The following is a 24,829-nucleotide window of genomic DNA, read 5'->3' on the forward strand; positions in this document are numbered from 1 at the left end:
ATTTTACACCGGGCAGTTTACTTTTCTCGAAAATAAACTACACTGAGCAGTCTACTTTATGCCTCGAGGCTGCTCGCATGACATCGTTCACCAGTTCTATTCGCCGCGCCTTGGGCCTGACGGCAGCGCGACGCGGGCGTGAATTGTTCGATATGTCGGCTCAGCACGACGGCAAGCGCTTTCGTAACGTCAGACCGCGTCCTGTCGAAGGACTCGGCAAGACCTTGAGCATCGTCTGGAATATTTTGCTCAACAAGCCGGCCGGCACGACGCCGGCGGGCGCCCTGCCCGTCGATGCCCTGTCGCCCGAACAACTCCAGGCCGCGCCGGACCGGAGCCTGTACCGCCTCGGGCATTCCACCATGCTGCTCAAGCTGCGGGGTCAGTTCTGGTTGACCGACCCGGTCTTCGCTGAACGGGCATCACCGTTCCGGCGCTTCGGTCCAAAGCGCTTTCATGCGCCGCCCATTGCCCTCGAAGACTTGCCGCAGTTGCGCGGTGTGATTCTGTCGCACGACCACTACGACCATCTGGACCGCGAGACCGTGCTGGCACTCGCTGCGAAGACAAGCGTATTTCTGACGCCGCTGGGCGTCGGTGACCGTCTGATCGAGTGGGGTATCGAGGCGTCGAAGGTCCGCCAGTTCGACTGGTGGCAGGGCGTCGAAATCGACGGCCTGGCGTTCACGGCAACCCCGGCGCAGCATTTCTCCGGCCGCAGTCTGTTCGACGGCAACAGCACCTTGTGGGCTTCGTGGGTCATCGTCGATGACGCGCTGCGCGTGTTCTTCAGCGGCGACACGGGCTACTTCGACGGATTCAAGGCCATTGGCGAGCGGCTGGGTCCCTTCGACGTGACGCTGCTCGAAACCGGCGCCTACGACGCTCAATGGCCATACGTCCACATGCAGCCCGACGAGACCGTCCAGGCCCATGTCGATCTGCGCGGCCGCTGGCTGGTGCCCGTTCACAACGGCACGTTCGATCTGGCGATGCATCGTTGGCAGGAACCGTACGAGCGCGTGATCGGGCTCACCGCCGCGCGCGGCATTCCGCTGTCGACGCCCCGCATGGGCGAGCGGCTGGATCTGGCCGCGCCGCACCGCGGCGAGAAGTGGTGGCGCGAGGTCGCTGAGGCCGAGAGTGCGCGAGAGTCCGTGACACCGCTGCGCCGGTTCGTCTGCCGCCAGACCCGGCAAACGAATTCGTGAGGTCAACGACCTCACGCAACGTAGTCTCAGCCAGCTTGATCAGATGCCCTCGCGCAACGTTCTGGCTGCCGCAACCATGTTCTTCAACGCGGGAATGACTTCCTCCCACGCACGGGTCTTCAGGCCGCAGTCGGGGTTCACCCACAAGCGCTCAGCCGGAATCCGCTCGGCCGCCTTGCGCATCAGATTCACGATGTGCTCCTGGCTAGGAATATTCGGCGAGTGGATGTCGTAGACGCCCGGTCCGATCTCGTTCGGATAATTGAAGTTGTCGAAGGCGTCCAGCAATTCCATGTCCGAGCGCGACGTCTCGATCGTGATGACGTCAGCGTCCATATCGGCGATCGAAGCGATGATGTCATTGAACTCCGAGTAGCACATGTGCGTGTGGATCTGCGTCTCGTCCTGCACGCCATTTGCCGTGATACGGAAGGACTCCACCGCCCATTGCAAATAGTCGCTCCACTGCGACTTGCGCAACGGCAGGCCTTCACGCAGCGCCGCTTCGTCAATCTGGATCACCCGTACCCCCGCCTTCTCCAGGTCCAGCACTTCCTCGCGGATCGCCAGCGCCAACTGATAGCAGGAAACCGAACGCGGCTGGTCGTCACGCACGAACGACCAGTTCAGGATCGTGACCGGGCCGGTCAACATGCCCTTCATCGGCTTGGCGGTCTGCGATTGCGCATACCTGATCCACTCGACCGTCATCGCCTTCGGACGGCTGATGTCGCCGAACAGGATGGGCGGCTTCACGCATCGCGAGCCATAGGACTGCACCCAGCCGAACTGGCTGAACGCATAACCGTCGAGTTGTTCGCCGAAGTATTCGACCATATCGTTACGCTCTGCTTCGCCATGCACGAGCACGTCGAGACCCAGCGCTTCCTGTTCCTGCACGCTGCGCGCAATTTCGTGCTGCATCACCGTCTTGTAGCCGGCTTCGTCCAGTTCACCACGCTTGAACTGGCTGCGCGCCTGGCGAATTTCGGCGGTTTGCGGGAATGAGCCGATGGTGGTGGTCGGGTAAGCCGGCAGGTTCAACAGCGCAGACTGCCGGGCGGCACGTTGCGGATAGGCGCTGGTGCGACGTCCCAACGCGGCATCGATCTTCACGATCGCGTCCTTGACCGCCGGGTTGTGCACGCGCGGCGACGTGCGACGGCTTTGGATGGCGGCCTGATTTTCGGCAAGCGCGGCTAGTACCGACTCGCGTCCATCGTTCAGCGCCTTCGCGATGATCTTCAGTTCATCGAGCTTTTGCAGGGCAAACGCGAGCCAAGAACGGATTTCGTGATCGAGCCTCTGTTCGCTGTTCAGGTCTACCGGAACATGCAGCAATGAACACGACGGCGCGATCCACAGGCGAGCCTGCAATGTTTGATGAATCGGCGTCAGCCATTCCAGCACCGCGCTCAGATCGGTCTTCCAGATGTTGCGGCCATTGATTACGCCAAGCGACAGAATCTTGTCGGCGGGCATCCGTGCGACGACCTGCTCGACCTCGCCACGGCCGTTGACCGCATCGACATGCAGACCTTGAACCGGCAATCCGCAGGCGAGCGCGAGGTTGTCGCGCAGCTCACCGAAATAGGTTGCCAGCAGAAGCTTCACGCTGGTGGTCTTTAATGCGTCGTACGCCGTGACGAATGCGTGTTGCCATGCCGGCTCAAGCTCGGTGACCAGCGCCGGCTCATCGATCTGCACCCATTCCACCCCTTGCGCCGCCAGTTGCTCGAGCAGTGCCGCGTACACAGGCAACAGACGCGGCAACAGCGCGAGCTTGTCCGAATCGTCCTTCGCCTTGCCGAGCCATAGATACGTCACCGGCCCGATGATGACCGGCTTGGCTTTGACACCAAGCGCGCGAGCCTGGGCCAGTTGATCGAGGAGGCGCGACACGTCGAGCGAAAACTCGGTCGCCGCGCCGAATTCCGGCACGATGTAGTGGTAGTTCGTATCGAACCATTTGGTCATCTCGCCTGCCTGCACGCCGCAACTGCAGGCCGAATCATGCGCGGAGCGGCCACGTGCAACGCGAAAGTAATTGTCGAGCGCGTCGCCCTCAAAGCCCCGGACCCGTTCCGGGATATTGCCCAGCATGAAGCTCGTATCGAGCACCTGGTCATAAAACGAGAAGTCGCCAACCGGAACCTGATCGAGGCCGGACTGGTTCTCCCAGTGCCGCTGACGCAGTTGCGCGCCCAGGCTTTTCAATTCGTCGCGCGACGACTGGCCTTTCCAGTAATGCTCTTGAGCGAACTTCAGCTCACGCTTTGCGCCGATGCGGGGGAAACCCAGATTGTGTGTCGTAACCATGGTGATGAGCTGTTCCGAAAATGAACGGCTCGATCATAGGGTGGATGGCTCATGAAATATAATGGCATTATTTCATTGATCGATTAGTTTTATTCATGGACTCACCATGCTCGAACGAACCCATCTGACAATCATTCGGGAAGTGGACCGCCAAGGGTCCCTGACCGCGGCGGCCAACGTTCTGTGCCTGACGCAATCGGCGCTGAGTCACACCGTCAAGAAGATGGAACAACAACTGGGCACCGCGGTGTGGGATCGCGAGGGCCGAAACCTGCGTTTGACCCAGGCAGGTCAATATCTGCTGGCGCTTGCCAACCGGGTGCTGCCGCAAATGGAACACGCGGAAGAACGGATGAAGCAATACGCCCAGGGGCAGCGCGGCACGCTTCGTATCGGTATGGAGTGCCACCCCTGCTATCAGTGGCTGCTCAAGGTGGTCTCGCCGTATCTCGCGCGCTGGCCGGACGTGGATGTCGACGTCAAACAGAAATTCCAGTTTGGCGGCATCGGTGCGCTGTTCGGTTACGACATCGACATTCTGGTCACGCCGGACCCGTTGCGAAAACCCGGTCTACGCTTCGAACCGGTGTTCGATTACGAGCAGGTGCTGGTGGTCGGCCTCGGGCATCGACTCGCGCAGTTGCCCTTTATTCCGCCCGAGGAACTGGCGGATGAGGTCCTCATTACGTATCCGGTGGAAATCGATCGGCTGGATATCTATAACCAGTTTCTGATGCCGGCGAACGTCATGCCGAAGCGCCACAAGGTCATTGAAACAACCGACATCATGTTGCAAATGGTAGCCAGTGGGCGCGGCGTCGCCGCGCTGCCTCGCTGGCTGGTGGAAGAGTACGCCGGCAAGGTCGCCGTGACTCCGGTCAGACTAGGCAGGCGAGGCATCGCCAAGCAGATTTTTCTCGGCGTGCGCGAGACAGACGCGGCGATCGATTATCTGAAAGCGTTCGTCGAACTCGCGCGCCAATCGGACTGGAATGCGACTAAGAAAAAGCCGGCTAAACGCTAAGCGTATCTGGAGAATTCGATGCGTTGATGGGCGGCCGGAGTGCGTGACGGCACATCGCTGATGGCCGGTTCACTTCGCCGCCCGGGGTCTCGACGGACTCATTCCGGTGACTCCATTGCCGATTGCTGATAGTTCTGAATCCCCACCTTGTCGATCAACGCCAGGTTGGTCTCGAGCCAGTCGATATGTTCCTCGGTATCGTCGAGAATATGGGTAAGGATCGCGCGTGAGACGTAATCGCTAACCGTCTCGCAGTAGGCAATAGCTTCCTTGCACGTTGCCTGCGACATCCGCTCGAGCTTGAGGTCGCACTCAAGGATTTCCTGCGTTTCCTCGCCGATAAGCAATTTGTGCAGGTCCTGCAAATTCGGTAAGCCGTCCAGCACGAAGATGCGCTCGATCAGCAGATCGGCATGCTTCATCTCGCCGATCGATTCGTCGTACTCGTGTTTGGCGAGACTTTTCAGGCCCCAATGACCATACATTCTGGCGTGCAGAAAGTACTGGTTGATCGCGCTCAGCTCGTTCTTCAATTGCGCGTTCAAGTATTCGAGTACCTTGGCATCTCCTTGCATACTGCCTCCTCTATTCGCTACACCACGCCTCTCAGGCAACGCACTTCGCGTGATGCTGTTTGGTGCATAGCATCACGCGGTTAATATGCCGCACCCGTTAGCGCAGCATAGTGCATGGTCCGGTCGACCGTACGAATGAGAATTGGTATCGCTTCAGATCTAACCAAACCAAACGCGCAGAGGGTCACTGGATTGCCAACTTTCGTATTCCATCCAGCAGCCTGCCAATTTCCGGCTCGGTAGTCAGATAGCTGACCGACGCTCGCGCGATCTGCTTAAGTCCTCTGGATTCCATATCAAGAGGCGTGTACGGGACACCGTTACTGCCGATCGCGACACCCTGATCCGCCAGACTGCGCTGCACCGACGCAGCCTCCAGACCCGCTATGTTGAACGCCACCAGCCCGGATTGCTCCCGGCCCTGGTCCAGCACGGTCACACCGGGGATCTCCGTGAGTTGCCCGCGCAACGCTCGTGCAATGCTGTCGATCCGCGCGCGAATATTTTCAACGCCGATCTCCAACGCCTCTTCCAACGCGTTAGCCAGGCCGCAATGCAGCGCCAGCGATGCTTCCGCCGACTCGAAACGCACCGCGTCGTCCCGTAAGACAGGTTCGCCGTCAGCACCCAGCGGCGCGGATCGCATGTCGACGAAGGCCGGCGTCAAGCGGGACAGAAAGTCCTCCCGCACATACAAAAGGCCTGTGCCTCTCGGACCACGCAGCGCCTTGCGGCACGGACCGGTCAGGACATCGCAACCCACCTCGGCGACGTCGACGGGAAGTTGTCCAACCGCCTGGGCAGCATCGACGAAGTAGGGGATGCCGTGGCGGCGTGCGACCTTGCCGATCGCCGCAGCCGGATTGATCAGCCCGCCGTTCGCCGGCAACCAGGTCAGCGCAATCAGGCGCACACGGTCATCGAGCATAGCCTCCAGCGCCTGCGGATCAACGGCGCCGCTGGAATCGGACGGAATGACTTCGATCGTCGCCCCCGCGCGTTGCGCCGACAGGCGCATGGCGGCCAGATTCCCGCCCCACTCGTGACGCCCGACCAGAATCCGCTCGCCGGGTCGCCCTGGTCCTAGCGCGGCGAATGCGGGGCCCCACCCTGCCGAATTGCCGGTGGTCAGGGCGATCTCCGCCGGACGGGCGTTCAGCAGTCGCGCAGCCAGCAAGCGAGCGCGCTCGGTCTGCTCACGTCCGGCTACGCCGGCTTCCATCGGCCCCGTCGTGGCTTCGAGCCAAAGGTGAGCGCGTATCGCCTCCAACGTGGCGGACGACGGCAGCGAGGCCCCCGCGTGATTGAAATGCGTGGTGCTTTGAGCACCGGGTGTGCGGGCGCGCAACGCGTCCACGGCAGCAGGCGAAAGAGGAGAAGGCATGGTCGGTCCAATAACGGGCGTGTGGGATGCATTGGGCATGGGCGATAGGCGATAGGCGATAGGCGATAGGCGCGAAGAGTTTGCCATGCTACGCCACCTGGCCTGCGAAGGCACTGGCCTGCCGCCCTCGATCGGCGCCACGACCTTTAAAAAAAGCCCGCATTCGGCGACGGATTCCCGCAGGTTGCTCCGTTAAAGAAGCTGGAGCACAACGTTCGCGGGTCACGAGCAGCCTGACGGCACTGAAAGCTGGCGCGGCAAACCAGCAGTCGTGACGTGGCGGCCAACGTTATTGCACCCCTGTTTGCCGGCCTATGCGTTCGATTTCCCTACTATGACAACTCAAATACTGGTCGTTGACGACGATGTCGAACTACTTGGGTCGCTTGCCGACTTTCTCGGACGAGAGGGTATGGCGGTTTCCGTATTGCACGAGGTGAAGTCGCTCGGGGAACACATCGAACGGAACCCACCCGATCTGATTGTCCTCGACCAGATCATGCACGGTGTGAATGGCCTCGCAGCGCTGAGCACGCTACGCGCCGCGGGCAACACCGTCCCCGTGATTCTGGCCTCGGGACCCGACGACATGGACCGGATCGTGGGGCTCGAAATGGGCGCGGACGACTGCATCGGCAAACCCTTCAATCCTCGCGAACTCCTTGCCCGCATGCGGGCCGTATTGCGACGACGAACCCTGTCTGCGTCGGCCGCCACGCGGGAAAAACACGAAGTCGTTGGATTCGGCCCATTCACGCTGGACCTTCAGTTGCGCACGCTCAACACGGAGACCAACCGGCTCACGCTATCGGCGGGAGAATTCGCGCTGCTTAAGGTCTTCGTCAGTCACCCCATGCGCACGCTTACCCGTGCGCGCCTGCTTGAATTGCCGCATGGGCCGGAAGACGATCATACCGGCCGCGGGGTCGATGTCCAGGTGTGGCGGCTGCGCAGGATTCTCGAAGCAGACCCCTCCGCGCCGAGGTTCATCCAGACCGTCCGCAGTCATGGTTATGTATTTGTGCCGGACGGCGCGCAACCGTCCTCGACGCACTGAATCTTCACGCGTCGCGGCGATCGCAAGCTCGAGTGCGGATATGGACAAGGCGTCCACGGCGCTGCATTATCCATGCTGGCTGTCAGACACCACCAGCGCGAGAGAGGCGAACAATGCCCAGGCACAACCCAGCGCTTCATCGCAATGAAAAACGCCCCATGACACCGGGTCGCCGGCGGCTTCTCATCGCCGGCGTGATCGTGCTGATCGCCACGCTTGGTTGGGGACTTCGGGTCATACTCGAGCCCGCCTTCCGGCACACCATCGTCATCACAACCGGCGCAGACAACGGGATCTATCGCGGCTTTGCAGATCGCTATGCACCTCTCCTGAAGCGTGACGGTATCAAGCTCGATATCCGCAGTTCGTCGGGGTCGAGTGAAAACTATCAGCGGCTGAAAGACCCCGACAGCGCATACGAGGTGGGCTTCATCCAGTCCGGCACCACCAGCCCGAAAGAAACCGACCATCTGCAGACGATCGCCGCCGTCTCCTATGAACCGATCTGGGTGTTCTACCGTGGCGAGTCCACCATCAACCGGCTGGCAGAACTGCGTGGCAAGAGAGTTTCAATCGGTGTTCCCGGCAGTGGCCTGCTGAACGTCTCCCAGGTATTGCTCGGGTACAGCGGCATCACACGGGACAATACGACGCTGCTCCAAATGGACGCCGTCAAAGCCTACCAGGCTCTCGAAAACGGTCAACTGGATGCGGCTTTCTTTATCGGCAGACCCGATGCCCCCATGCAGACCACGCTGCTGAACAGCGATCTCAAGCTGATGAGTTTTGTGCAGGCCGATGCGCTCGTGCAGAAATTCCCGTCGCTATCCAAGGTTATTTTTCCGCGCGCCGCGACCAGCGTCGTCAACGATCTGCCGCAAGCCGACGTCACGCTGCTCGCCGCCACCGCCTTGCTCGTCTCCAAAGACACGCTGCACCCTGCGCTGGTCTACCTGTTGCTGGACGCGGCTAAAACCGTCCACGGCGGCGAAGATTACTTCACGCCGCTTGGCGTGTTTCCCAATCTGAATACCGAGGATTTTCCTGTTTCCGAAGAAAGCGAGCGTTACTTCAAAACGGGTCGCCCCTTCCTGCAGCGCTACCTGCCATTCTGGCTGGCCAGCTTTATCGAACGACGTCTGCTGATCCTGCTTCCCTTCATGGCTTTATTGCTCGGTCTGCTGCAGGCGTTGCCGCGCATGGCGGAGGCTCGCATAAAAAAACGCCTGGTTGTCTGGTATCGCGAGATCAAGGCGCTCGAAGACGAAATATGGAAAACCAGCCAGCCAACGCCGGACCAGATTGCGCAATGGCGGAACGAGATCGAGCATATCGATGCACATGCCAACCAGATCCGGATGCCGCAGCGCTATTTCCAGGACGTTTATGCACTCAAGCAGGCGATTGCCGTAGTCCGGAACCGAATTTCCCGCGTCGCGGACCAGGCTACGACGGGCGCAGCATGAGCTTATGGACTCGCACCGACGTCGCGCGGGCGCATACAAGATCGCGCATACTATCCCGACTATCCGGTTCACCGGCCGTCATTAGCGGCCGCAACCGCCATGCGCCGCGTTTCATTCGAGGTGATATCCATGCTCAGGAAAGTTTCGCAAGCAAGCTTCGCAACCATCGCCGTATCCATGCTCGCCGCATGCGCAATGCCGCCCGCAAGTCCCCCGAGTGCATCCATCGACCCACCTCAAGCTGAGCGCGTGATGACACTCGCTGCGTCCGGCGTACAGAACTATTCGTGTGAATTCGACGCGCAGCATCGACTGGGATGGGTGTTCAAGAGCCCACTGGCAACGCTGTACGATGCGAGCGGCCACGCTACGGTCCGGCACGGTGCGGGTCCTTCCTGGGAAACGGAAGATGGCAGCCGGATCGTCGGCCACGTGCTGGCACAGCAGCCCAGCGAAACACGGACGAGCATTCCCCAGCTACTCCTCGAAACACATAGCACGGCCGGTAGCGGCACGCTGTCAGCGGTGCGGTATGTGCAGCGCTTGCATACCGTCGGCGGGTTAGCGCCGACGGCACCGTGTTCAACGGAACATGAAACCGGAAGCTCGCCCTATCTCGCGGACTACGTGTTCTACCGGTAGCCGGCGAGGCATCGCATCGCGCGCTTACTTCATGTCGGACTGATTCGGCGGCGGCAGTGACGGATCGAGTTTCGCGGACTCTCTCACCAGTTGGTCAGTCATTGCGGCCGCAACCGGGTTCGAGCCACGACGATACGAGTCGTCATGACTGGCTTGGGCTTGGGCTTGGGCTTGGGCTTGGGCTTGGGCTTGGGCTTGGGCTTGGGCCGGCGGCGGCAAAGCCGGATCGAGTTTCGCGGACTGTTTGACCAGCTCATCCGTGATCGCGGCCGCGACCGGATTCGAGCCATGACGATGCAGACTGTCACGCCGGCCTTCGGTTCGCAACACGGGGGCGGTCTTCGACTCGGCATAAGCACGAACGGCAACCGATTCGCGTGGTCGCGTGTTCGCTCGCGGCAATGGCACGGCATCGTCCACTGGCGAGCCGGATACGGTGACCACGGTCCCGCTCGTAGACTGCTTGGGGTCAGTCACCGTGTTGCCGGAGAGAGGCGCCGCACCGATCACAGTTCCCGCCGTCACGTCGGTGTCGACCTCCGAGCGATGGCTTTTTTGTAGCAGTAAAAAAGCGCCGAACACCAACTCGAGGAGAAGCACTCCGACTATCAATGATGTACGAACATTCCTCATATTAACCAACGATCCGTTCAATCGATACGATTGGATTGATGACGACCGTCTGCTCGAAGAGCACGTCAAACGGCAAGTTCGCAGCGTGAGCCTGCGATGGGTTGATGTGGGGATGATTTGCGCGACCCGCACACGTTGATTGTCCGGTGGCAATGGTCCGGTGATTCACTCCACCGAACGGCACGGGACATCGCTCGTATGCTAATGCGAAAAAATAACCTGTGCTGAACAGTCGCGAGATCGGGGCAAGATCGTCAGAAACGCGCGGGCATTCTCTGCGCCCGCGGCCACGGGGGACTTCAGCTCGATTTGATGGACCGTTCGGTTGGCGAGAGGCGATTTTCTCGTCCGGTGCGGTCAGATTTTTGTCGGCAACGAACTAGTTCTGTTCGCGATCGAGGCGCATGCGATTTGTCCGACGATCCGCACGCAGCGTGACGCCGCGTGCGCTGGCAATCAATATGCCCCTTGCACCAGATTGGTCGGCACACCGTTGACGAAGTTTTCAATGTTGTCCATTAATTGATCGGCAAGACGCTGTTGCGCCTCGTCCGACGCCCATGCAACATGCGGCGTCAGAATAACGTTCGGGCGACCGGCCGCACGCATCAGCGGATTGTCCTCAGGAGGCGGTTCGCATGCGGTCACATCGAAACCTGCACCGCTGATCAAACCTTCGTCGAGCGCCTGCACCAATGCACCTTCATCGACCAGGCCGCCGCGCGCCGTGTTGATGATCAAGGGCTTTCTTTTCATCGCGCGGAACTCGGGCATGGCCAGCATATTCCGTGTGTTCGGTGTGAGCGGACTGTGCACGGTGATGATGTCGCTGGTCGCGAGCACCTCGTCCCACGGCGTGTAAAGCGGACCCAGACCGTCACGCCCTTTGTGCGCGGCGAACATCGGTTGCATGCCGAAGGCTTTGGCGATTTCCGCGACACGCTGGCCGAGCACGCCTTCACCGATGATGCCAAGACGCGCGCCGGCCAGATCGTGAATCGCGTGCGTAAAGAAACAGAATTGTCCGGACTTCTGCCACTCGCCGGCGAGCACGTCATCGCGATACGCGATCAGATTGCGCCGCAGCGCGAGTATCAGTGCGAACGTGTGCTCGGGCACCGTGTTAATCGCATAGCCGCGAATATTGCACACGGCGATGCCGAGCCGCTGGCAAGCCGCTTTGTCGACGCAATCGGTGCCCGTAGCGGCGATGGCGACAAGTTTCAGATCGGGCAATTGAGCGAGCACGTCCTGCGTTAGCGCCACCTTGTTGATGATCGCGATCGACACACCGGCGAGCCGCTGCAACACCTGCTCAGGAGACGTGTTTTCATACTCGATCAACTGATGATCGAAGCGCGGCTCGCGCAACACGATTTGCGGCGCAAGCGTGGCGCGGTCGAGAAAGGCGATCTTATGCATGCTCATGTCCTTGTTGATTTACAGATGCCGCTTTGCTTCGGCCACGACATGCTGCGCGGTGATACCGAAGTGCTCGTACAACGTCTCCGCGGAAGCCGAGGCACCGAAGCCCGTCATCCCGACAAAACCGCCACGCTCGCCCAGATAGCGATCCCAGCCGAAACGCAGTGCCGCCTCGATACCGACGCGCACCGTGTTCGGACCCAAAACCGCGGCGCGATAGTCAGCGTCCTGTTCATCGAAGATTTCCCAACACGGCATCGACACCACCGCGGTCGCAATGCCCTCTTCCTGTAACCGAAGGCGTGCCTGCAACGCCAACGCGACCTCGGAGCCGGTGGCCAGCAACGTCACGACACGCGCGCCGCCGTCCGCTTCGGCCAGCACATAGGCGCCGCGACGCGACAACGACTCGGCGCTATATTCGCGGCGCACCAGCGGCAACGCCTGCCTTGCAAAAATCAACGTACTCGGCCCGCGCCGATGTTCGAGCGCGAGGGCCCAGCACTCGGCGGCCTCCACCGCATCCGCGGGACGCAGCACGCGCATATTCGGCATGGCGCGTAACGAGGCGAGTATCTCCACGGGCTGATGCGTCGGCCCGTTTTTGCCGACGCCGATCGAGTCGTGGCTGAACACGTAGTGCACCGGCAGGCCCATCAGCGCGGCCATGCGCATCGCCGGGCGCTGATAGTCGGAGAACGCCAGATACGTGACGCTGGTCGCGACGATGCCGCCGTGCGCGGCCATGCCGTTGGCCATCGCACCCATCAGATGCTCGCGCACACCGCAGTGGACGTACGCGCCGCTGTGGTCGTCGGCGGTGAAGGCGTGCAACTGGCGTTTGTGGCCCGTAGGCGCTTCGAGATCGGCGCAACCCACCATGCGTTCAGGCAGCAGCGGCGCGAACAGATCGCTGATCTCGCCGGACACGGTGATGCCAGGCTGCGGCTCGTCGCGTTCCACCGCACGCTTGCGGTAAGCGTCGAGCACGTCACACCAACCTTCCGGCAAGCCACCCGCCATGACCCGTTCGAACTCGGCGCACTGCGCGTCCGGCAACGCGGCGAGACGCGCATGCCACGCGTTGTATTCGTCACTACTGCGCCGGCCCGCTTCGCGCCATGCGCTCAGGATATCGGCCGGCACGTCGAACGGTGCGTGCGGCCAGCCGAGTTGTGCGCGCGCCGCGTCGGCATCCGCCTGGAACAACTTGCCACTATGGCCGCCGCGCTGTCCTTGCAAGCGCGCAATGCCGCGGCCGATGACCGTCTTGCACGCGATCATCGAGGGCCGCGGGTCGGCGCGCGCAATCGTCAACGCCGCGCTGACCGCTTCGAGATCGTGACCGTCGACTTCGATCACCTGCCAACCGGCAACGCGAAATCGCGCGCAGACATCCTCGCTGATCGAGAGTGAGGTGCTGCCGTCGTCGGTGATCTGGTTGTCATCCCAGCACAGGATCAGTTTGCCGAGCCGCAGATGGCCGGCCAGCGAGATCATTTCCTGACCGATGCCCTCCTGCAGACAGCCGTCGCCGACGAACGCATACGTGTAGTGATCGACGAGCTCGCGGCCGAAATTCGCCGCGAGATACGCTTCGGCGATGGCCATGCCGAACGCGTTGGCAATGCCTTGCCCCAACGGACCGGTGGTCGCCTCGATACCATGCGCCGGCTCGTACTCGGGATGTCCCGCGCAATGCGAACCCAGTTCGCGGAAAGTCTTGAGCTGGTCAAGCCCGATCGCCGCATAGCCAGTCAGATACAGCAGCGAATACAGCAACAGCGAACCGTGGCCGTTGGACAGCACGAAGCGGTCGCGGTCGGGCCAGGTTGGATCGGCGGGATTGAATTTCAGGTGCCGGGTGAACAACGCGGTTGCGATTTCGGCCATGCCAAGCGGCACGCCCTGATGGCCTTCACCCGCGCGCAGAATTGAATCGATGGAGAGGAAGCGGATCGCGTCGGCCAACGGCGATTGGGGCGTTTGCTCACGAGATTGCGTTTGCGTCGCTGCGGCCAACAGCGAAGTCGATGGCGTAAGCGAAGCAACCGGTGCAGCAGACTGAGCTTCAGTGGTGGACATGACAAAAGGCTCCTCTACGCCGCCCCGGAATCCAGGGCGGCGGCAATCAAAACGAATCGAATCGAATCAGGCGGAAGAACTTCGCATGAGACGGCACCGCGCAGCCTCATACGTCAGCGGATCAATGCAGGAAACCTGTTGAAATCCACGGCACCGCGGCAACGATGATTAACCCGACCATCAACGCGGCGATATAGCCAAGAATCGGCTTCATGCCTTCGTCGGGATGAATGCGGCTCACCGCGCAGGCCGAGTAATAGCCCACACCAAACGGCGGTGCGAACAGACCCACACCCATCGACAGGATCACCACCATTGCGTAGTGCACGTCATGGATGTGCATCGCCCGCGCGATCGGAAACATCAGCGGGCCGAACAGCACGATCGCCGGAATGCCTTCGAGCACGCTGCCGAGAATAACGAATACGCAGATGGATGCCGCCATGAACATCGCCGCGCCGCCAGGCAGTGCACCGAGCGTCTGCGCGAGCTGCCCTGAGAAGCCCGATTGAGTCAACGCCCATGCCATGCTCGTCGCCGCGCCGATGATCAGCAGAATCGCGCCCGACAACGTTGCTGTATCGATCAACATCGGCTTGAGCCGCGTCCACTCGAAACGGCGATAGATCAGCAAGCCCGCCAGCACCGCATACGCAATGCCGATGGTCGAGACTTCTGTCGCCGTTGCAATACCTTCGACCACCGCTGCGCGAATCACGAACGGCAAGGCGATCGCAGGAAACGCGATGACGAACTTGCGCAGAATCTCCACACCCGTCGCACGCTTGACGCCGGACATGTCTTCGCGTCGATAACGCCACTGCACCACGATGCACAACGTGATAGCCAACACGATGCCCGGCAGCATGCCGCCTGTGAAGAGCGCCGAGATCGACACGCCAGTCACGGAACCGAGCGTAATCAGCACGAGGCTCGGCGGAATCGTCTCGGTCTGCGCGCCGGTCGCGGCCAGCAGTGCGACCAGATCGCCCGGCTTCGCACCGCGTGCTTTCATCTCGGGAAACAACACGGGCGCGACTGCCGCCATGTCCGCGGCTTTCGAGCCCGATATGCCCGACACCAGGTACATCGCGCCGACCAGCACGTATGACAGGCCGCCACGCACGTGACCCAGCAAGCTCGCGAGAAACGCGATCATCGCCGCGGCCATGCCGGTCATCTCGATCAACTGGCCGAGAAACACGAAAAGCGGCACCGAAAGCAGGATCAGATGCGACATGCCCTCGTCCATCCGGCCGACCACCACCGGCATCGGCGTATTCGTGGTCAACGCAAGGTAGCCAAAGGTGGCGAGTCCAAACGAGAAGGCAATCGGCACGCCGCTCAGCACACCGAGCGCGACCAGGCCGACAAAGAAGATCAGCAGGTTGATATTGCCGAGATCGTGCAGCAGCGGTCCCAGTGCAATGAAGAGGCCGGCCAGCGCGCCGACTGTTGCAATCGCGGCGAGCGTCAGGCGCCAGTTGCCCATGCGCGCGAGCCGTACCACTGCCACCAGCAGCATCAGCGCCGAACCGACCGGCAATGCCGCCGCGCGCCACGAGTTCGACAATTCGAGAGCCGGCGTGGTGATGAACGATTCGTCCTGCGCGAAGCTGATCGCCGGACCGATCACCATCGCGAGGAACGCGATCGGCGCGGCGATCGCGACCACGTCGAGAAAGGCGCGCACACCTGGCGGCGCCATGCCGACCAGCGCCGTCATCCGCATATGCTCGCCGCGCCGCAACGCGATCACGGCGCCAAGCATGGCGAGCCACAGGAACAGCATCGACGCGAGTTCATCGGACCACACGAGCGGCGCGTGCAGCAGATAGCGGCTCGTCACACCAGCCAGCAGCACGACGATTTCCGCAAGCACCAGCAACGCAGCGGGAATCTCCACCAGATGGCCGAGAGCGGAGTCGAGCGCGCAGGCGAACCGATGCTGCCGCTCGTGCGAATAGGAGATCGAGATCATCGCATTACCCCAGTTTTCCGACGGACTTCTCCATCAGTCCCCACGCCTCGTCGCCGTACTTGGCTTTCCAGTCGTGATAGAAGCTCGTCTTGGCCAGCGCGCTACGGAAAGCGTCCCGGTCGACATCGATAAAGGTAATGCCCTTCTTTTTCAGGTCGTCGCGCAACGAGAGGCTGAGCCTGGCGATATCCGCGCGTTGCAGCATCGCGGCGCTTTCGAATTCACGCGTGACGATCGCGCGGATGTCCGCAGGCAGACGCTCCCAAGCAGCGCGATTGCCGAGAATCCAGTAACCGTCCCACACGTGCGACGTGAGGCTGATGTACTTCTGCACTTCATAGAGCTTCGCCGTCGCGATGATCGGCAGCGGGTTTTCCTGACCTTCCACCACGCCGGTTTGCAACGCTGAATACAGCTCGTTGAAATTGATCGGCGCGGGGCCGGCGTCGAGTGCTTTGAAGAGCGAGGTCAGCATCGGCGCTTGCGGCACGCGAATCTTGAAGCCTTTCAGATCAGCGGGCGCACGTAACGCCCGGGTCGATGAACTGATCTGCCGGAAGCCGTTGTCCCACACCTTGCTCACCGACACGAGGCCCGACTTGCCGATCTGCGCGCGGATGTAGTTGCCGAGATCGCCATCCATCGCCTTCCAGACCGCGTCGTAGTCCTTGAACGCGAAGCCGATGTTGACGATGCCCGCGGCGGGCGTCAGCGTCGCCAGAATCGACGACGCCTGGTTGAAGAACTCGACGCCGCCATTGCGCACCTGCGACAGCAGATCGGTGTCGGAGCCGAGCTGATTCTGCGGAAAGAGTTTGATGTCGAGGCGACCCTTGGTCGCTTCGCGAATGCGATTGATCGCCTCCTGCGCCCGGATGTTGACCGGATGTGTCGGGTCCTGGCCGGTGGCGAGTTTGTACGAAAACTCGGGGGCCGCCATCGCGCTTCGCGAGATGCTCCATAACGGCGCGGCGGCGGATAAGGTCGCACCGGCCTTCAGAAAGGTGCGGCGGCTGATGCCCTGCGGGGCGTTCGAACGGGTTGTCATGGTGTCTTCCTCCAATGCTGGATCGCGCGTCGTTATGGTTTTGGAATCTGAACCGCGGCGGCTGCACGTGTTGCTCGCCGCGGTCGTCTGTTCTCTACTACGTGGTCTCCATCGCCGCCGCCGGCCTCCCGCCCAACGGCCCGTCCTGCCGTTGGGCGTCAGCCGTGAATCAGCATGCCACCGTTCACATCGATCACCGCGCCGGTGATATACGACGACAGGTTCGACGCGAGGAACAGGAAGGCGCCGGCCACATCGTCAGGTACGCCCAAACGATTAAGCGGAATGCCCGCGAGAATTTCGCCGCGCTTGTCGCCGCTGATCTTGCCTGCGTTGATGTCGGTCTGGATCAGACCCGGCGTCACGCAGTTCACGCGAATGCCGTCGTTGCCGAGTTCGCGCGCCATCGCTTTGGCGAGGCCCAGCACGCCGGCCTTCGCCGCCGAGTAATGCGGGCCGCCGAGAATGCCGCCGCCGCGCTGCGCCGAGACCGACGACATGCAGCCGATCGAACCGCTCCTCTGCTTCTTCATCTGCGGGACGACCGCTTGCGACAGATACAACACGCCGCGCAGATTGACGTCGAGAATGCGGTCCCAACTTTCCGGGTCGATCTCGAGCAGCTTGGCAGCCTGGGTAATGCCGGCGTTGTTGATCAGGATATCGATCGAACCAAAATCGGCGACGGTGCGGTTGACAGCGGCCTGGCAGGCGCCACGGTCGGTCACATTGCACACATAGCCGCGATGTTCGGGCCCAATCGACGCAGCGGCTTCGACCGCGGCATTTTCGTCGAGATCAAAGATGGCGATGCGGGCGCCGTGCGCCGCGAACATGCGGGCGGTCGCCATACCGATGCCGCGCGGCGACGCGCCGCCGGAAATGACGGCGACCTTGCCGTCGAGTAGACGTGACTCTGACATGATGCGGATCTCCTGAATATGAAGCTTATGGTTTGCTGAATTGTTTGCTATCGGCGAGTACGCGTGTGTGCGGCACTTACCGGCACTTATGAACCTTTACCGCAGCCAGCCTTTGATCGTGTCGCACATCGCCTCGGTGGAAATGCCGTAGCGGTCGTGCAAGGTCGGCAGCGCACCCGCGTCGAGAAACGCGTCGGGCAAGCCGATCTGACGGAACGGTGGCGTGACGCCATTGGTCAGCAGCACGGCGGCCACCGCTTCGCCCAGCCCGCCGATCACCGTATGGTTCTCCGCCACCACGACAAGGCGGCCGGAACGGCGCGCTTCGCGCAGCAGCGTGGCGGTGTCGAGCGGCTTGATGGTCGGCACGTGCAGCACACCTACGTCGACGCGATCGGCGGCCAGCGCCTTCGCCGTTTCCAGCGCACGCATCGTCATGATCCCGGACGAGATGATCAGCACCTCGGCGCCGTCGCGCAGCAGCTTCGCTTTGCCAAGTTCGAACTGGTAGTCGTATTCGTCGAGCACGACCGGCACGTTGCCGCGCAACAGTCGCGCATACACCGGCCCGCGATGGTCGGCAATGGCCGGCACCATCTGCTCGATTTCGATGGCATCGCACGGGTCGATCACCGTGAGGTTCGGCATCGCGCGGAACAGGGCGAGGTCTTCCGCCGCCTGGTGGCTCGGGCCGTAGCCGGTGGTGAGGCCGGGCAAGGCGCAGACGATCTTGACGTCGAGGTTGTCCTCGGCAATCGCCTGATGGATGAAGTCATAAGCACGGCGCGCGGCGAACACAGCGTAGGTAGTGACGAACGGCTGCGCGCCTTCGTGCGCCATGCCGGCCGCGGCGCCCATCAGCAGTTGTTCGGCCATGCCCATCTGGTAATAGCGTTCCGGGTATTCCTTCGCGAACAGATGCAGGTCCGTGTACTTGCCGAGATCGGCGGTCATGCCGATCACTTCAGGCCGGTTGCGCGCCAGTTCGACCAGGGCGTGGCCGAACGGGGCCGAACGGGTGATCTGCCCTTCACCTGCAATCGAGGCGATCATCGCCGATGTTTTCAGACGCGGTTTCGGTACGGCGGCGCTCATACGGTTCTCCCGGCTTCCAGCGCCTGCAGCGCGAGTTGCCACTCGTGCGCATCGACGCGAATAAAGTGATTTTTCTCGCGCGCTTCGAGGAACGGCACGCCACACCCCATCCGCGTATCGCAGACGATGATTCGCGGTTGCGCTTCCGGATGCGCGTGTGCCGCATCGAACGCGGCGACGACGGCGGCGAGATCGTTACCGTCCACGCGTTGCACGAACCAGCCGAACGCCTGCAGTTTGTCGACCAGCGGCTCGAACGCCATGACGCTCGACGACGGTCCGTCGGCCTGCTGGTTGTTGACGTCGACCATCGCGATCAGGTTGTCGAGCTTCCAGTGCGCGGCCGACATCAGCCCTTCCCAGATCGCGCCTTCATCGAGTTCGCCGTCGGAGAACAGCGTGTAGACGCGGGCATCCGAGCCTTTGCGCTTCAGACCCAGGCAGCGGCCCACCGCGATCGTCAGTCCCTGCCCGAGCGAGCCGCCGGACATCTCCATGCCGGGCGTATAGCTCGCCATACCGGACATCGGCAGACGGCTGTCGTCGCTGCCATAGGTTTCCAGTTCTTCGTCGGCGATGATGCGGGCTTCGATCAGCGCGGCGTACAGCGCGATGGCGTAGTGACCGTTCGATAGCAGAAAGCGGTCGCGGCCTTCCCATTCGGGGTCGTCGGCGCGATAGCGCATGGCGCGGAAGTAGGCGACGGCCAGGACATCGGCGATATCGAGCGCCTGGCCGATATAACCCTGCCCCTGCACTTCGCCCATGCGCAGCGCGTTGCGGCGAATCTGATAGGCGTGCTCCGCGAGTTGGGCGTACGGCGCGGTTTCGCTAGTGGTCACTGTTTGTCTCCTTATGGATCGCTTTGCAGGGGCCGCTGTGATGCCGATCCCAGTGACTCAAGCGTAATCTCGCGCTCACACGCGCTCAAACGAATTAAGATGGGCCAATGGATGAATTCAATTCACCTTGATGCTGCCATGCACAATCGCGTCACCTTCAAGTCGATACAGGCATTCGAGGCCGCCGCGCGGCTCTCGTCGTTTGCGCTCGCAGCAGACGAACTGTTTGTCACGCCCTCAGCCGTCAGCCATCAGATCAAGCTGCTGGAAGAGCAATTGAGCATTCGTCTGTTCCATCGGCTGCACCGTACGGTGATCCTGACGGACTATGGGCGGCAATACGCTGAGGAAATCACCGCGGCGTTCGCGCGGATCGACTCAGCCACCCGCGAGATCGGGCGCGCCGCCAAGAGCGACATCCTCACGATCCATTGCACGCCCAGTTTTGCGACTCAATGGCTGATGCCGCGCATCGCGCGTTTCAGTGCGGCGCATCCGGATATCGACGTACGGTTGAATGCCTCGTCAGAGGCGGTGGATCTGATCTCGGAAGCGGTGGATATCGACATCCGCTACGGTCCGAGAAAGTTGCAGCCGGCCGGCACAATGGTGCTCGAATTGCCACCCGAGACGATCGTGCCGTTGTGCTCGCCCGCGCTGATGGCTGGAGAGCATCCGCTGCGCAGCGTCGCGGATTTACCGCACCATGCGCTGATTCATAGCGAGGGGTGTCTGGTCGGATGGCGAGACTGGATGCGTCTTTATCGCAAGACGCGGCTCGATATCGGACGCGGTCCGCGTTTCGATCGATCGTTCATGGCGATCAGCGCGGCAGTGGACGGCTTGGGCGTCTGCCTCGAAAGCCTGCTTCTGGCGCAGCGTGAACTGGAAACGGGGCGACTGGTGGCGCCGTTCGGCCTGGAAGGACTTCCAGTACATGGCTATACGCTGAACCTGCTGAAGTCTCGCGCCGAATTGCCGAAGCTGCATAGCTTCCAGGATTGGCTGTTTGCGGAACTTGAGAAGTGATGCGCGTGCGGGACTGATCCGGTGATGCGCAATGCGCTGCCGGTGACAGTGCCGACTACCGGCCTTTAAGGTTTGCCTTTGAGGGTGAACGGCGCAAGCAGTGACCGCACGTCGACCTGCTGCCCCTGAAGCAGAAGCAGCCTCGCGTGAAGCACCGTGTTCTCAAGAACGAGCTTAGCGGTGCTCAGCAGATACAGCGCGTGGATATCGGAGATCGACATGTTGCCTGCTTCGACCTGGTGGTGACGCTCGACAAGTGAACTCATGACGAGCCGCCTGAGTTCCTGTTCTCCAAATGGAAGGTCCGCGTAGTCGATCGGGTCGTCGGCTTCTACTTCCCGCAGCAGTTCCACCAGCGTTTCAGTGCTCACGTCCATGTGCAGGCTCCACGTTGTCGTTCAAGACCAGCATAGCCAAACAGAGTCACCAGCACTGACAGCCTACCGTTTCTATTTAAGGGAGTCCAGCTTGAGCAGAGCAGTAGAATGCTCCGGATACGGAGGGGCACGCCATGGCAAGAATAACGAGTGTCGGCATTGAACAACTGCGGCCGCTGCAGGCAACGGTCGGCATGCTGGAAGTCGATGCAAAACGAAAGCGCCTGCTGGCCATGGATGCAAAGTCTTTGAAAGACTTTCTGAAAAGCGCACCGATTCCCACCGTCATCGGCAAGCATGACAGGCACTATGTCATCGACCACCACCATCTCGCGCGTGCGCTGTGGGATGGCGGTATCGCGAAAGCGTTCGCCGAGGTCGTAGCGGACCTGTCGCGGCTGCCGGACGCGAAGTTCTGGGACACCGTGATTGAAAGGCGCTGGGTGCATCCCTACGATGAACGCGGCATCCTGCGAGCCATTTCCTCGATCCCCGATGAGGTTTCCGCCCTCACGGACGATCCGTACCGCAGCCTCGCCGCATTCGTGCGCGACGCGGGCGGCTATCTGAAGACACCGGAACCCTTCGCCGAATTTCAGTGGGCGGACTTTTATCGCACACGTATGCCGGTCTGGACGAGCGAGTCGCAGTTCAAGGCAGCAGTGGAGCAGGCAGTCCACCTTGCGTGGAGCCCCGACGCCCGGACACTGCCGGGTTTCAAGTCCCGCCGCGCGAAATAGCGTCGAGATAGTCGCCGGCAAAGAAACCGTTCGACGCCCCGAAAAGTAAGTCGCTGGAGCGTCGAACCGCAGCGAAGAGCAACTTATCCGTGTCGCTTCTTCTTCAACTCGATCGTTTCGAATAACTCATAGTTCTGCGTCGGTGTTTGATCCGCACCCGGCGCGTGGTAGTAGTTCATCGTGATCGTGGTCTCGCCACCCGGATGGCCCGGATCATGATCGAACACCGCGATACCGTAGCCCGTGCCCGTATCCCGTTGCGCCGACCACACTGCATCTTCAACGGCATCCGCGCTGGCACGCACAAACGTACTCGCGGTCGTCCCGGCAACCGGACGATTCGGCCGCGTAAAAATACGCGCCTGCGGCAAGCCGGTGCCGATATCCACCCCGTACACATCGAGCGGCGCACTCGTCCCGCCACCGCCGAGAATCAGGTGAATCGTGCCGTGACTCGTATCGAACGTCGATGCCCCCGACGACACGGCCGACATCACCGGCCGCGGCTGCAATGTATCGACCACGCGTCCTGTGGCGATATCGGTGCCCTTGTTGTGATTGCAGCCGCGCACGGGATAGCTGCGCTCGTAATCATGGTCATGCCCGCACAGCACCAGATCGACGCCGTAGCGGTCGAACAGCGGCAGCCAGGCTTCGCGGATGCCCTTGTCGGAACCGTTGCCGGTCTTCGATGAACTCAGCGCGTCCTGATGCATCTGCACGACGATCCAGTCGACTTCGTCGTCTTCCGCCGCCCGGTGCAATGTCTTCTCGAGCCAGCGGGTCTGCTCGCCCTCGCTATAGCCACGCACATAGAGCGACGTGCCTGGTTGAATCGGCGGATTGCCGGTACTCGCCACCGGCACGAGAGGATTCGGGCCGGCCACGAACGCAGCCGCATCCTGATAGACCACGTCATCAGCATCGAGCGAGATGAAGAGCACCGAACTCACGCGGAAGCTGTACCAGCGTCCCTGGAAGCGCGTGTGATTCTCCGGCAGCGTGTAGCGCGAGAGATACGAGGCGAGGCCCTGTTCGCCGTTGTGGAATTCGAGCTCGTGATTGCCCGGACAGGGCATCCACGGCCGGTTCGACGCCGAGGTCTGGCAGTTGTTGCCGAAATCGCGCCACACGTCGGGCTGGTGCGTCGGGTTCAGGTTGGCGTAGCAGAGATCGCCGTTGAGCAGGTGGAACAGCGGCTGAAATCGCTCGACGGCCTGAACCGCGAAACGGCTTTGCGGCGACGACAGGACCCAGCCGGTGTTGGGCGTGGCGAGATCGCCGTAGCTCGTCCAGCGAAACGACGCGCGGCCGCGGGGCGCAGTGCGGAAGCTCGCGGTGAAGGGCTGGGCCGCGTTGCTGTCGTTGTCGGCGCTCACCTCGTACTCGTAGCTCGTGTCGGCCTTCAGGCCACGCAGACGCGCGTGATAGGTGAACACGACTTCGCCGTTGAGGCCATCGGTATAGGTGCTTTGCACGCCGTGCACCGTTACTCTCGCCCCGCCCCCGCCGCTTAACCGCACTTGCGGATTGACCGCCGGCGCCGGCGATGCCCATGACACGGTGACCTCGCTCGTCGGATCGTTGCCCCAGGTCAGGTGGATCTGCTCCGGCGTACCGTCGGGCGCGCCGTTCGCGGCCCGCGCCGCCGACGCGAGCGCGCCCGCGGCCGTCGCGAGGCTCGATGCGCCCGCAAACTTCAGAAAGCCACGGCGCGAGACGATGGTAGCGCCCTGATCGGTCGGCAAATCCTTGTCGATTTTCTTGTTTGTCATGTCGGGTGTTTTTGTAGGGGGGTGGAAGGTCGGCAACGCGGACGGCGAACGCACGGTGTTATGTGAGCCGCGCGTGCCGTGTCGGACCAAGGTGCGACAGAAGTGACAGGGCATCCTAGTCGCGAAGCTATGACATGCAGATGAAACGGCTGGACGTGGGCGGTGCCGTGCCGCCTCTTTCGGGAGAGACTACACCGCGTCGGCGCGGTGCATCACGCCGCCCGACCGCCGTGATCATTCAGTCGATAGACGGTGTAGAAGCCGCCCAATTAACCTCGTAAAAACCCTCATGGCGGCCCAAATTACTGCATCACAATCGGCCCGTTGGCCGCGCTGAAACCCCTCGCTTACCCCGCCCACTCATTAAGGGGCTGCATCCCTCACCCCGCCGCCGTGTAAACTGCTGACTTTTTTGACTCTGGTGGTATGGTGCAAGCCCCACAGCGCACAGCTTTCAGTGGCCCGGCGCTCATTCGTTTACTTGCTCGCCTGACGGACGTCGACGTTCCCGAATCCAGCCAGTCGCTTTCGGACCAGCTAAGCCAATGGCTCGGCTGGACCGACGCGATCGCGTTGTCCTCGGCGCTGAGCAACGCTCCGCCCGCCGTCGCCGTCGGCGCACGCGCCTTCAGCGACGCTGAAGAGAGCGAGTGCGCCCGCGTGCGCGCGTCGTTGGCGGATGCCATCGTCGGCGATAGCGTGTTTGCCGTCGCGAGGCGTCGCGGGTCGGCGGCGCAGGCGCTCCCGCAAGGCGCCCCGGCGGATGCGCCAGTCGATTACGCGGTTTTTCGTCAGCGCTACCTCTCCATGCAGCAGTCGATGGAGACGGGCATCGGCACCCTGCGCGCCCGACTGCGGGCCATGCTGGCCGCCAGAACGCCCGCCATGGCCCGGCTCGCGGTGGTGGACGCCGTGATGGAGCGAGCGCTCAGCGAGCGTGAGCGGAGTCTGCTGGCCGCCGTGCCCGGCTTGCTCAAGGGGCACTTCGAGCGTTTGCGTGAGGCGGAGCAACAGACGCTGGCCGACGCCGAAGCCTCGGGGGACGCCGCAACCGTCCCGCCCGCCACACCCGCCACACCCGGCACGTGGCTGAACACGTTCCGCAAAGATATGCAGAGCGTGTTGCTGGCCGAACTGGATGTTCGTTTACAACCGGTCGAGGGGCTGCTCGCCGCCCTTCGCACCTGCTAACTGGGAC

General features: G+C 61.9%; 22 protein-coding genes. 8 read left to right on the forward strand and 14 right to left on the reverse strand.

Going from position 1 to position 24,829, the window contains the following annotated elements:
• The first annotated feature begins 77 nt into the window (after nucleotides 1-77).
• Nucleotides 78-1,211 (forward strand): MBL fold metallo-hydrolase, encoded by a 1,134-nt coding sequence (locus tag M0D67_RS32530; RefSeq protein ID WP_266241048.1) that lies wholly within the window; start codon nucleotides 78-80, stop codon nucleotides 1,209-1,211.
• A 39-nt stretch (nucleotides 1,212-1,250) separates the two neighbouring features.
• Here the strand turns inward: M0D67_RS32530 and metE are convergent, their stop codons facing one another.
• Nucleotides 1,251-3,530, reverse strand: a complete 2,280-nt coding sequence (metE, locus tag M0D67_RS32535; RefSeq protein ID WP_266241049.1) for a 5-methyltetrahydropteroyltriglutamate--homocysteine S-methyltransferase — start codon at nucleotides 3,528-3,530, stop codon at nucleotides 1,251-1,253.
• Nucleotides 3,531-3,636: 106 nt separating this feature from the next.
• Here metE and M0D67_RS32540 point away from each other — a divergent pair, with 106 nt between their 5' ends.
• Entirely contained in the window at nucleotides 3,637-4,554 is a 918-nt protein-coding gene (locus tag M0D67_RS32540; protein WP_266241050.1) for a LysR family transcriptional regulator, read from the forward strand.
• Between the two features lie 98 nt (nucleotides 4,555-4,652).
• Here the strand turns inward: M0D67_RS32540 and bfr are convergent, their stop codons facing one another.
• Nucleotides 4,653-5,129 (reverse strand): bacterioferritin, encoded by a 477-nt coding sequence (bfr, locus tag M0D67_RS32545; RefSeq protein WP_154567013.1) that lies wholly within the window; start codon nucleotides 5,127-5,129, stop codon nucleotides 4,653-4,655.
• A gap of 184 nt (nucleotides 5,130-5,313) precedes the next feature.
• The gene (locus M0D67_RS32550) at nucleotides 5,314-6,513 is read right to left on the reverse strand and encodes an aminotransferase class V-fold PLP-dependent enzyme (protein ID WP_171929148.1); all 1,200 of its coding nucleotides are present in this window, start codon (nucleotides 6,511-6,513) and stop codon (nucleotides 5,314-5,316) included.
• Nucleotides 6,514-6,847: 334 nt separating this feature from the next.
• Here M0D67_RS32550 and M0D67_RS32555 point away from each other — a divergent pair, with 334 nt between their 5' ends.
• Together M0D67_RS32555 and M0D67_RS32560 are read left to right on the forward strand one after the other, a co-directional pair.
• Nucleotides 6,848-7,570: a response regulator gene (locus tag M0D67_RS32555; protein ID WP_266241051.1), complete on the forward strand. Its 723-nt coding sequence runs from the start codon at nucleotides 6,848-6,850 to the stop codon at nucleotides 7,568-7,570.
• 158 nt (nucleotides 7,571-7,728) lie between these two features.
• On the forward strand, nucleotides 7,729-9,036 hold the full coding sequence (locus M0D67_RS32560; RefSeq protein WP_171929157.1) for a TAXI family TRAP transporter solute-binding subunit: 1,308 nt from the start codon (nucleotides 7,729-7,731) through the stop codon (nucleotides 9,034-9,036).
• 68 nt (nucleotides 9,037-9,104) lie between these two features.
• On the opposite strand, the gene M0D67_RS32565 is transcribed toward M0D67_RS32560, so the two are convergent.
• Entirely contained in the window at nucleotides 9,105-9,263 is a 159-nt protein-coding gene (locus M0D67_RS32565; protein WP_233465188.1) for a hypothetical protein, read from the reverse strand.
• Here M0D67_RS32565 and M0D67_RS32570 point away from each other — a divergent pair.
• Nucleotides 9,214-9,678 (forward strand): DUF3455 domain-containing protein, encoded by a 465-nt coding sequence (locus M0D67_RS32570; protein WP_233465187.1) that lies wholly within the window; start codon nucleotides 9,214-9,216, stop codon nucleotides 9,676-9,678. The genes M0D67_RS32565 and M0D67_RS32570 overlap by 50 nt on opposite strands.
• 24 nt (nucleotides 9,679-9,702) lie before the next feature.
• On the opposite strand, the gene M0D67_RS32575 is transcribed toward M0D67_RS32570, so the two are convergent.
• From M0D67_RS32575 to M0D67_RS32610, 8 genes are all read right to left on the reverse strand, one after another.
• Entirely contained in the window at nucleotides 9,703-10,332 is a 630-nt protein-coding gene (locus M0D67_RS32575; protein ID WP_266241052.1) for a hypothetical protein, read from the reverse strand.
• A 435-nt stretch (nucleotides 10,333-10,767) separates the two neighbouring features.
• Nucleotides 10,768-11,733 (reverse strand): D-2-hydroxyacid dehydrogenase, encoded by a 966-nt coding sequence (locus M0D67_RS32580; RefSeq protein ID WP_266241053.1) that lies wholly within the window; start codon nucleotides 11,731-11,733, stop codon nucleotides 10,768-10,770.
• 18 nt (nucleotides 11,734-11,751) lie between these two features.
• Nucleotides 11,752-13,821 (reverse strand): transketolase, encoded by a 2,070-nt coding sequence (gene tkt, locus M0D67_RS32585; RefSeq protein ID WP_266241054.1) that lies wholly within the window; start codon nucleotides 13,819-13,821, stop codon nucleotides 11,752-11,754.
• Nucleotides 13,822-13,942: 121 nt separating this feature from the next.
• Nucleotides 13,943-15,802 carry a TRAP transporter large permease subunit gene (locus M0D67_RS32590; protein ID WP_266241055.1) on the reverse strand — a complete coding sequence of 620 codons (1,860 nt, stop codon included), beginning with the start codon at nucleotides 15,800-15,802 and terminating at the stop codon, nucleotides 13,943-13,945.
• A 4-nt stretch (nucleotides 15,803-15,806) separates the two neighbouring features.
• Nucleotides 15,807-16,850, reverse strand: a complete 1,044-nt coding sequence (locus tag M0D67_RS32595; protein WP_266241056.1) for a TRAP transporter substrate-binding protein — start codon at nucleotides 16,848-16,850, stop codon at nucleotides 15,807-15,809.
• 158 nt (nucleotides 16,851-17,008) lie between these two features.
• Nucleotides 17,009-17,773, reverse strand: a complete 765-nt coding sequence (locus tag M0D67_RS32600) for an SDR family NAD(P)-dependent oxidoreductase (protein WP_266241057.1) — start codon at nucleotides 17,771-17,773, stop codon at nucleotides 17,009-17,011.
• A 96-nt stretch (nucleotides 17,774-17,869) separates the two neighbouring features.
• Nucleotides 17,870-18,868: a transketolase family protein gene (locus M0D67_RS32605; RefSeq protein WP_266241058.1), complete on the reverse strand. Its 999-nt coding sequence runs from the start codon at nucleotides 18,866-18,868 to the stop codon at nucleotides 17,870-17,872.
• The gene (locus M0D67_RS32610; protein WP_266241059.1) at nucleotides 18,865-19,710 is read right to left on the reverse strand and encodes a transketolase; all 846 of its coding nucleotides are present in this window, start codon (nucleotides 19,708-19,710) and stop codon (nucleotides 18,865-18,867) included. The genes M0D67_RS32605 and M0D67_RS32610 overlap by 4 nt, the downstream gene beginning before the upstream one ends.
• Before the next feature lie 138 nt (nucleotides 19,711-19,848).
• On the opposite strand from M0D67_RS32610, the gene gcvA reads away from it, so the two are divergent.
• Complete coding sequence (gcvA, locus tag M0D67_RS32615) at nucleotides 19,849-20,739, forward strand: transcriptional regulator GcvA (protein ID WP_154567014.1); 891 nt, start codon at nucleotides 19,849-19,851, stop codon at nucleotides 20,737-20,739.
• Between the two features lie 65 nt (nucleotides 20,740-20,804).
• Here the strand turns inward: gcvA and M0D67_RS32620 are convergent, their stop codons facing one another.
• Nucleotides 20,805-21,116 (reverse strand): hypothetical protein, encoded by a 312-nt coding sequence (locus M0D67_RS32620; protein WP_154567003.1) that lies wholly within the window; start codon nucleotides 21,114-21,116, stop codon nucleotides 20,805-20,807.
• Between the two features lie 134 nt (nucleotides 21,117-21,250).
• Between M0D67_RS32620 and M0D67_RS32625 the strand changes: the two genes are divergently transcribed.
• Nucleotides 21,251-21,856 carry a ParB-like protein gene (locus M0D67_RS32625; RefSeq protein WP_154567002.1) on the forward strand — a complete coding sequence of 202 codons (606 nt, stop codon included), beginning with the start codon at nucleotides 21,251-21,253 and terminating at the stop codon, nucleotides 21,854-21,856.
• 83 nt (nucleotides 21,857-21,939) lie between these two features.
• On the opposite strand, the gene M0D67_RS32630 is transcribed toward M0D67_RS32625, so the two are convergent.
• Entirely contained in the window at nucleotides 21,940-23,631 is a 1,692-nt protein-coding gene (locus tag M0D67_RS32630; RefSeq protein ID WP_266241060.1) for a metallophosphoesterase family protein, read from the reverse strand.
• A 426-nt stretch (nucleotides 23,632-24,057) separates the two neighbouring features.
• Between M0D67_RS32630 and M0D67_RS32635 the strand changes: the two genes are divergently transcribed.
• The gene (locus M0D67_RS32635) at nucleotides 24,058-24,822 is read left to right on the forward strand and encodes a DUF3348 domain-containing protein (RefSeq protein WP_266241061.1); all 765 of its coding nucleotides are present in this window, start codon (nucleotides 24,058-24,060) and stop codon (nucleotides 24,820-24,822) included.
• Nucleotides 24,823-24,829: the final 7 nt, after the last annotated feature.

The organism is Paraburkholderia sp. SECH4, from assembly GCF_030511745.1.
GTDB classification, from domain to species: domain Bacteria; phylum Pseudomonadota; class Gammaproteobacteria; order Burkholderiales; family Burkholderiaceae; genus Paraburkholderia; species Paraburkholderia madseniana.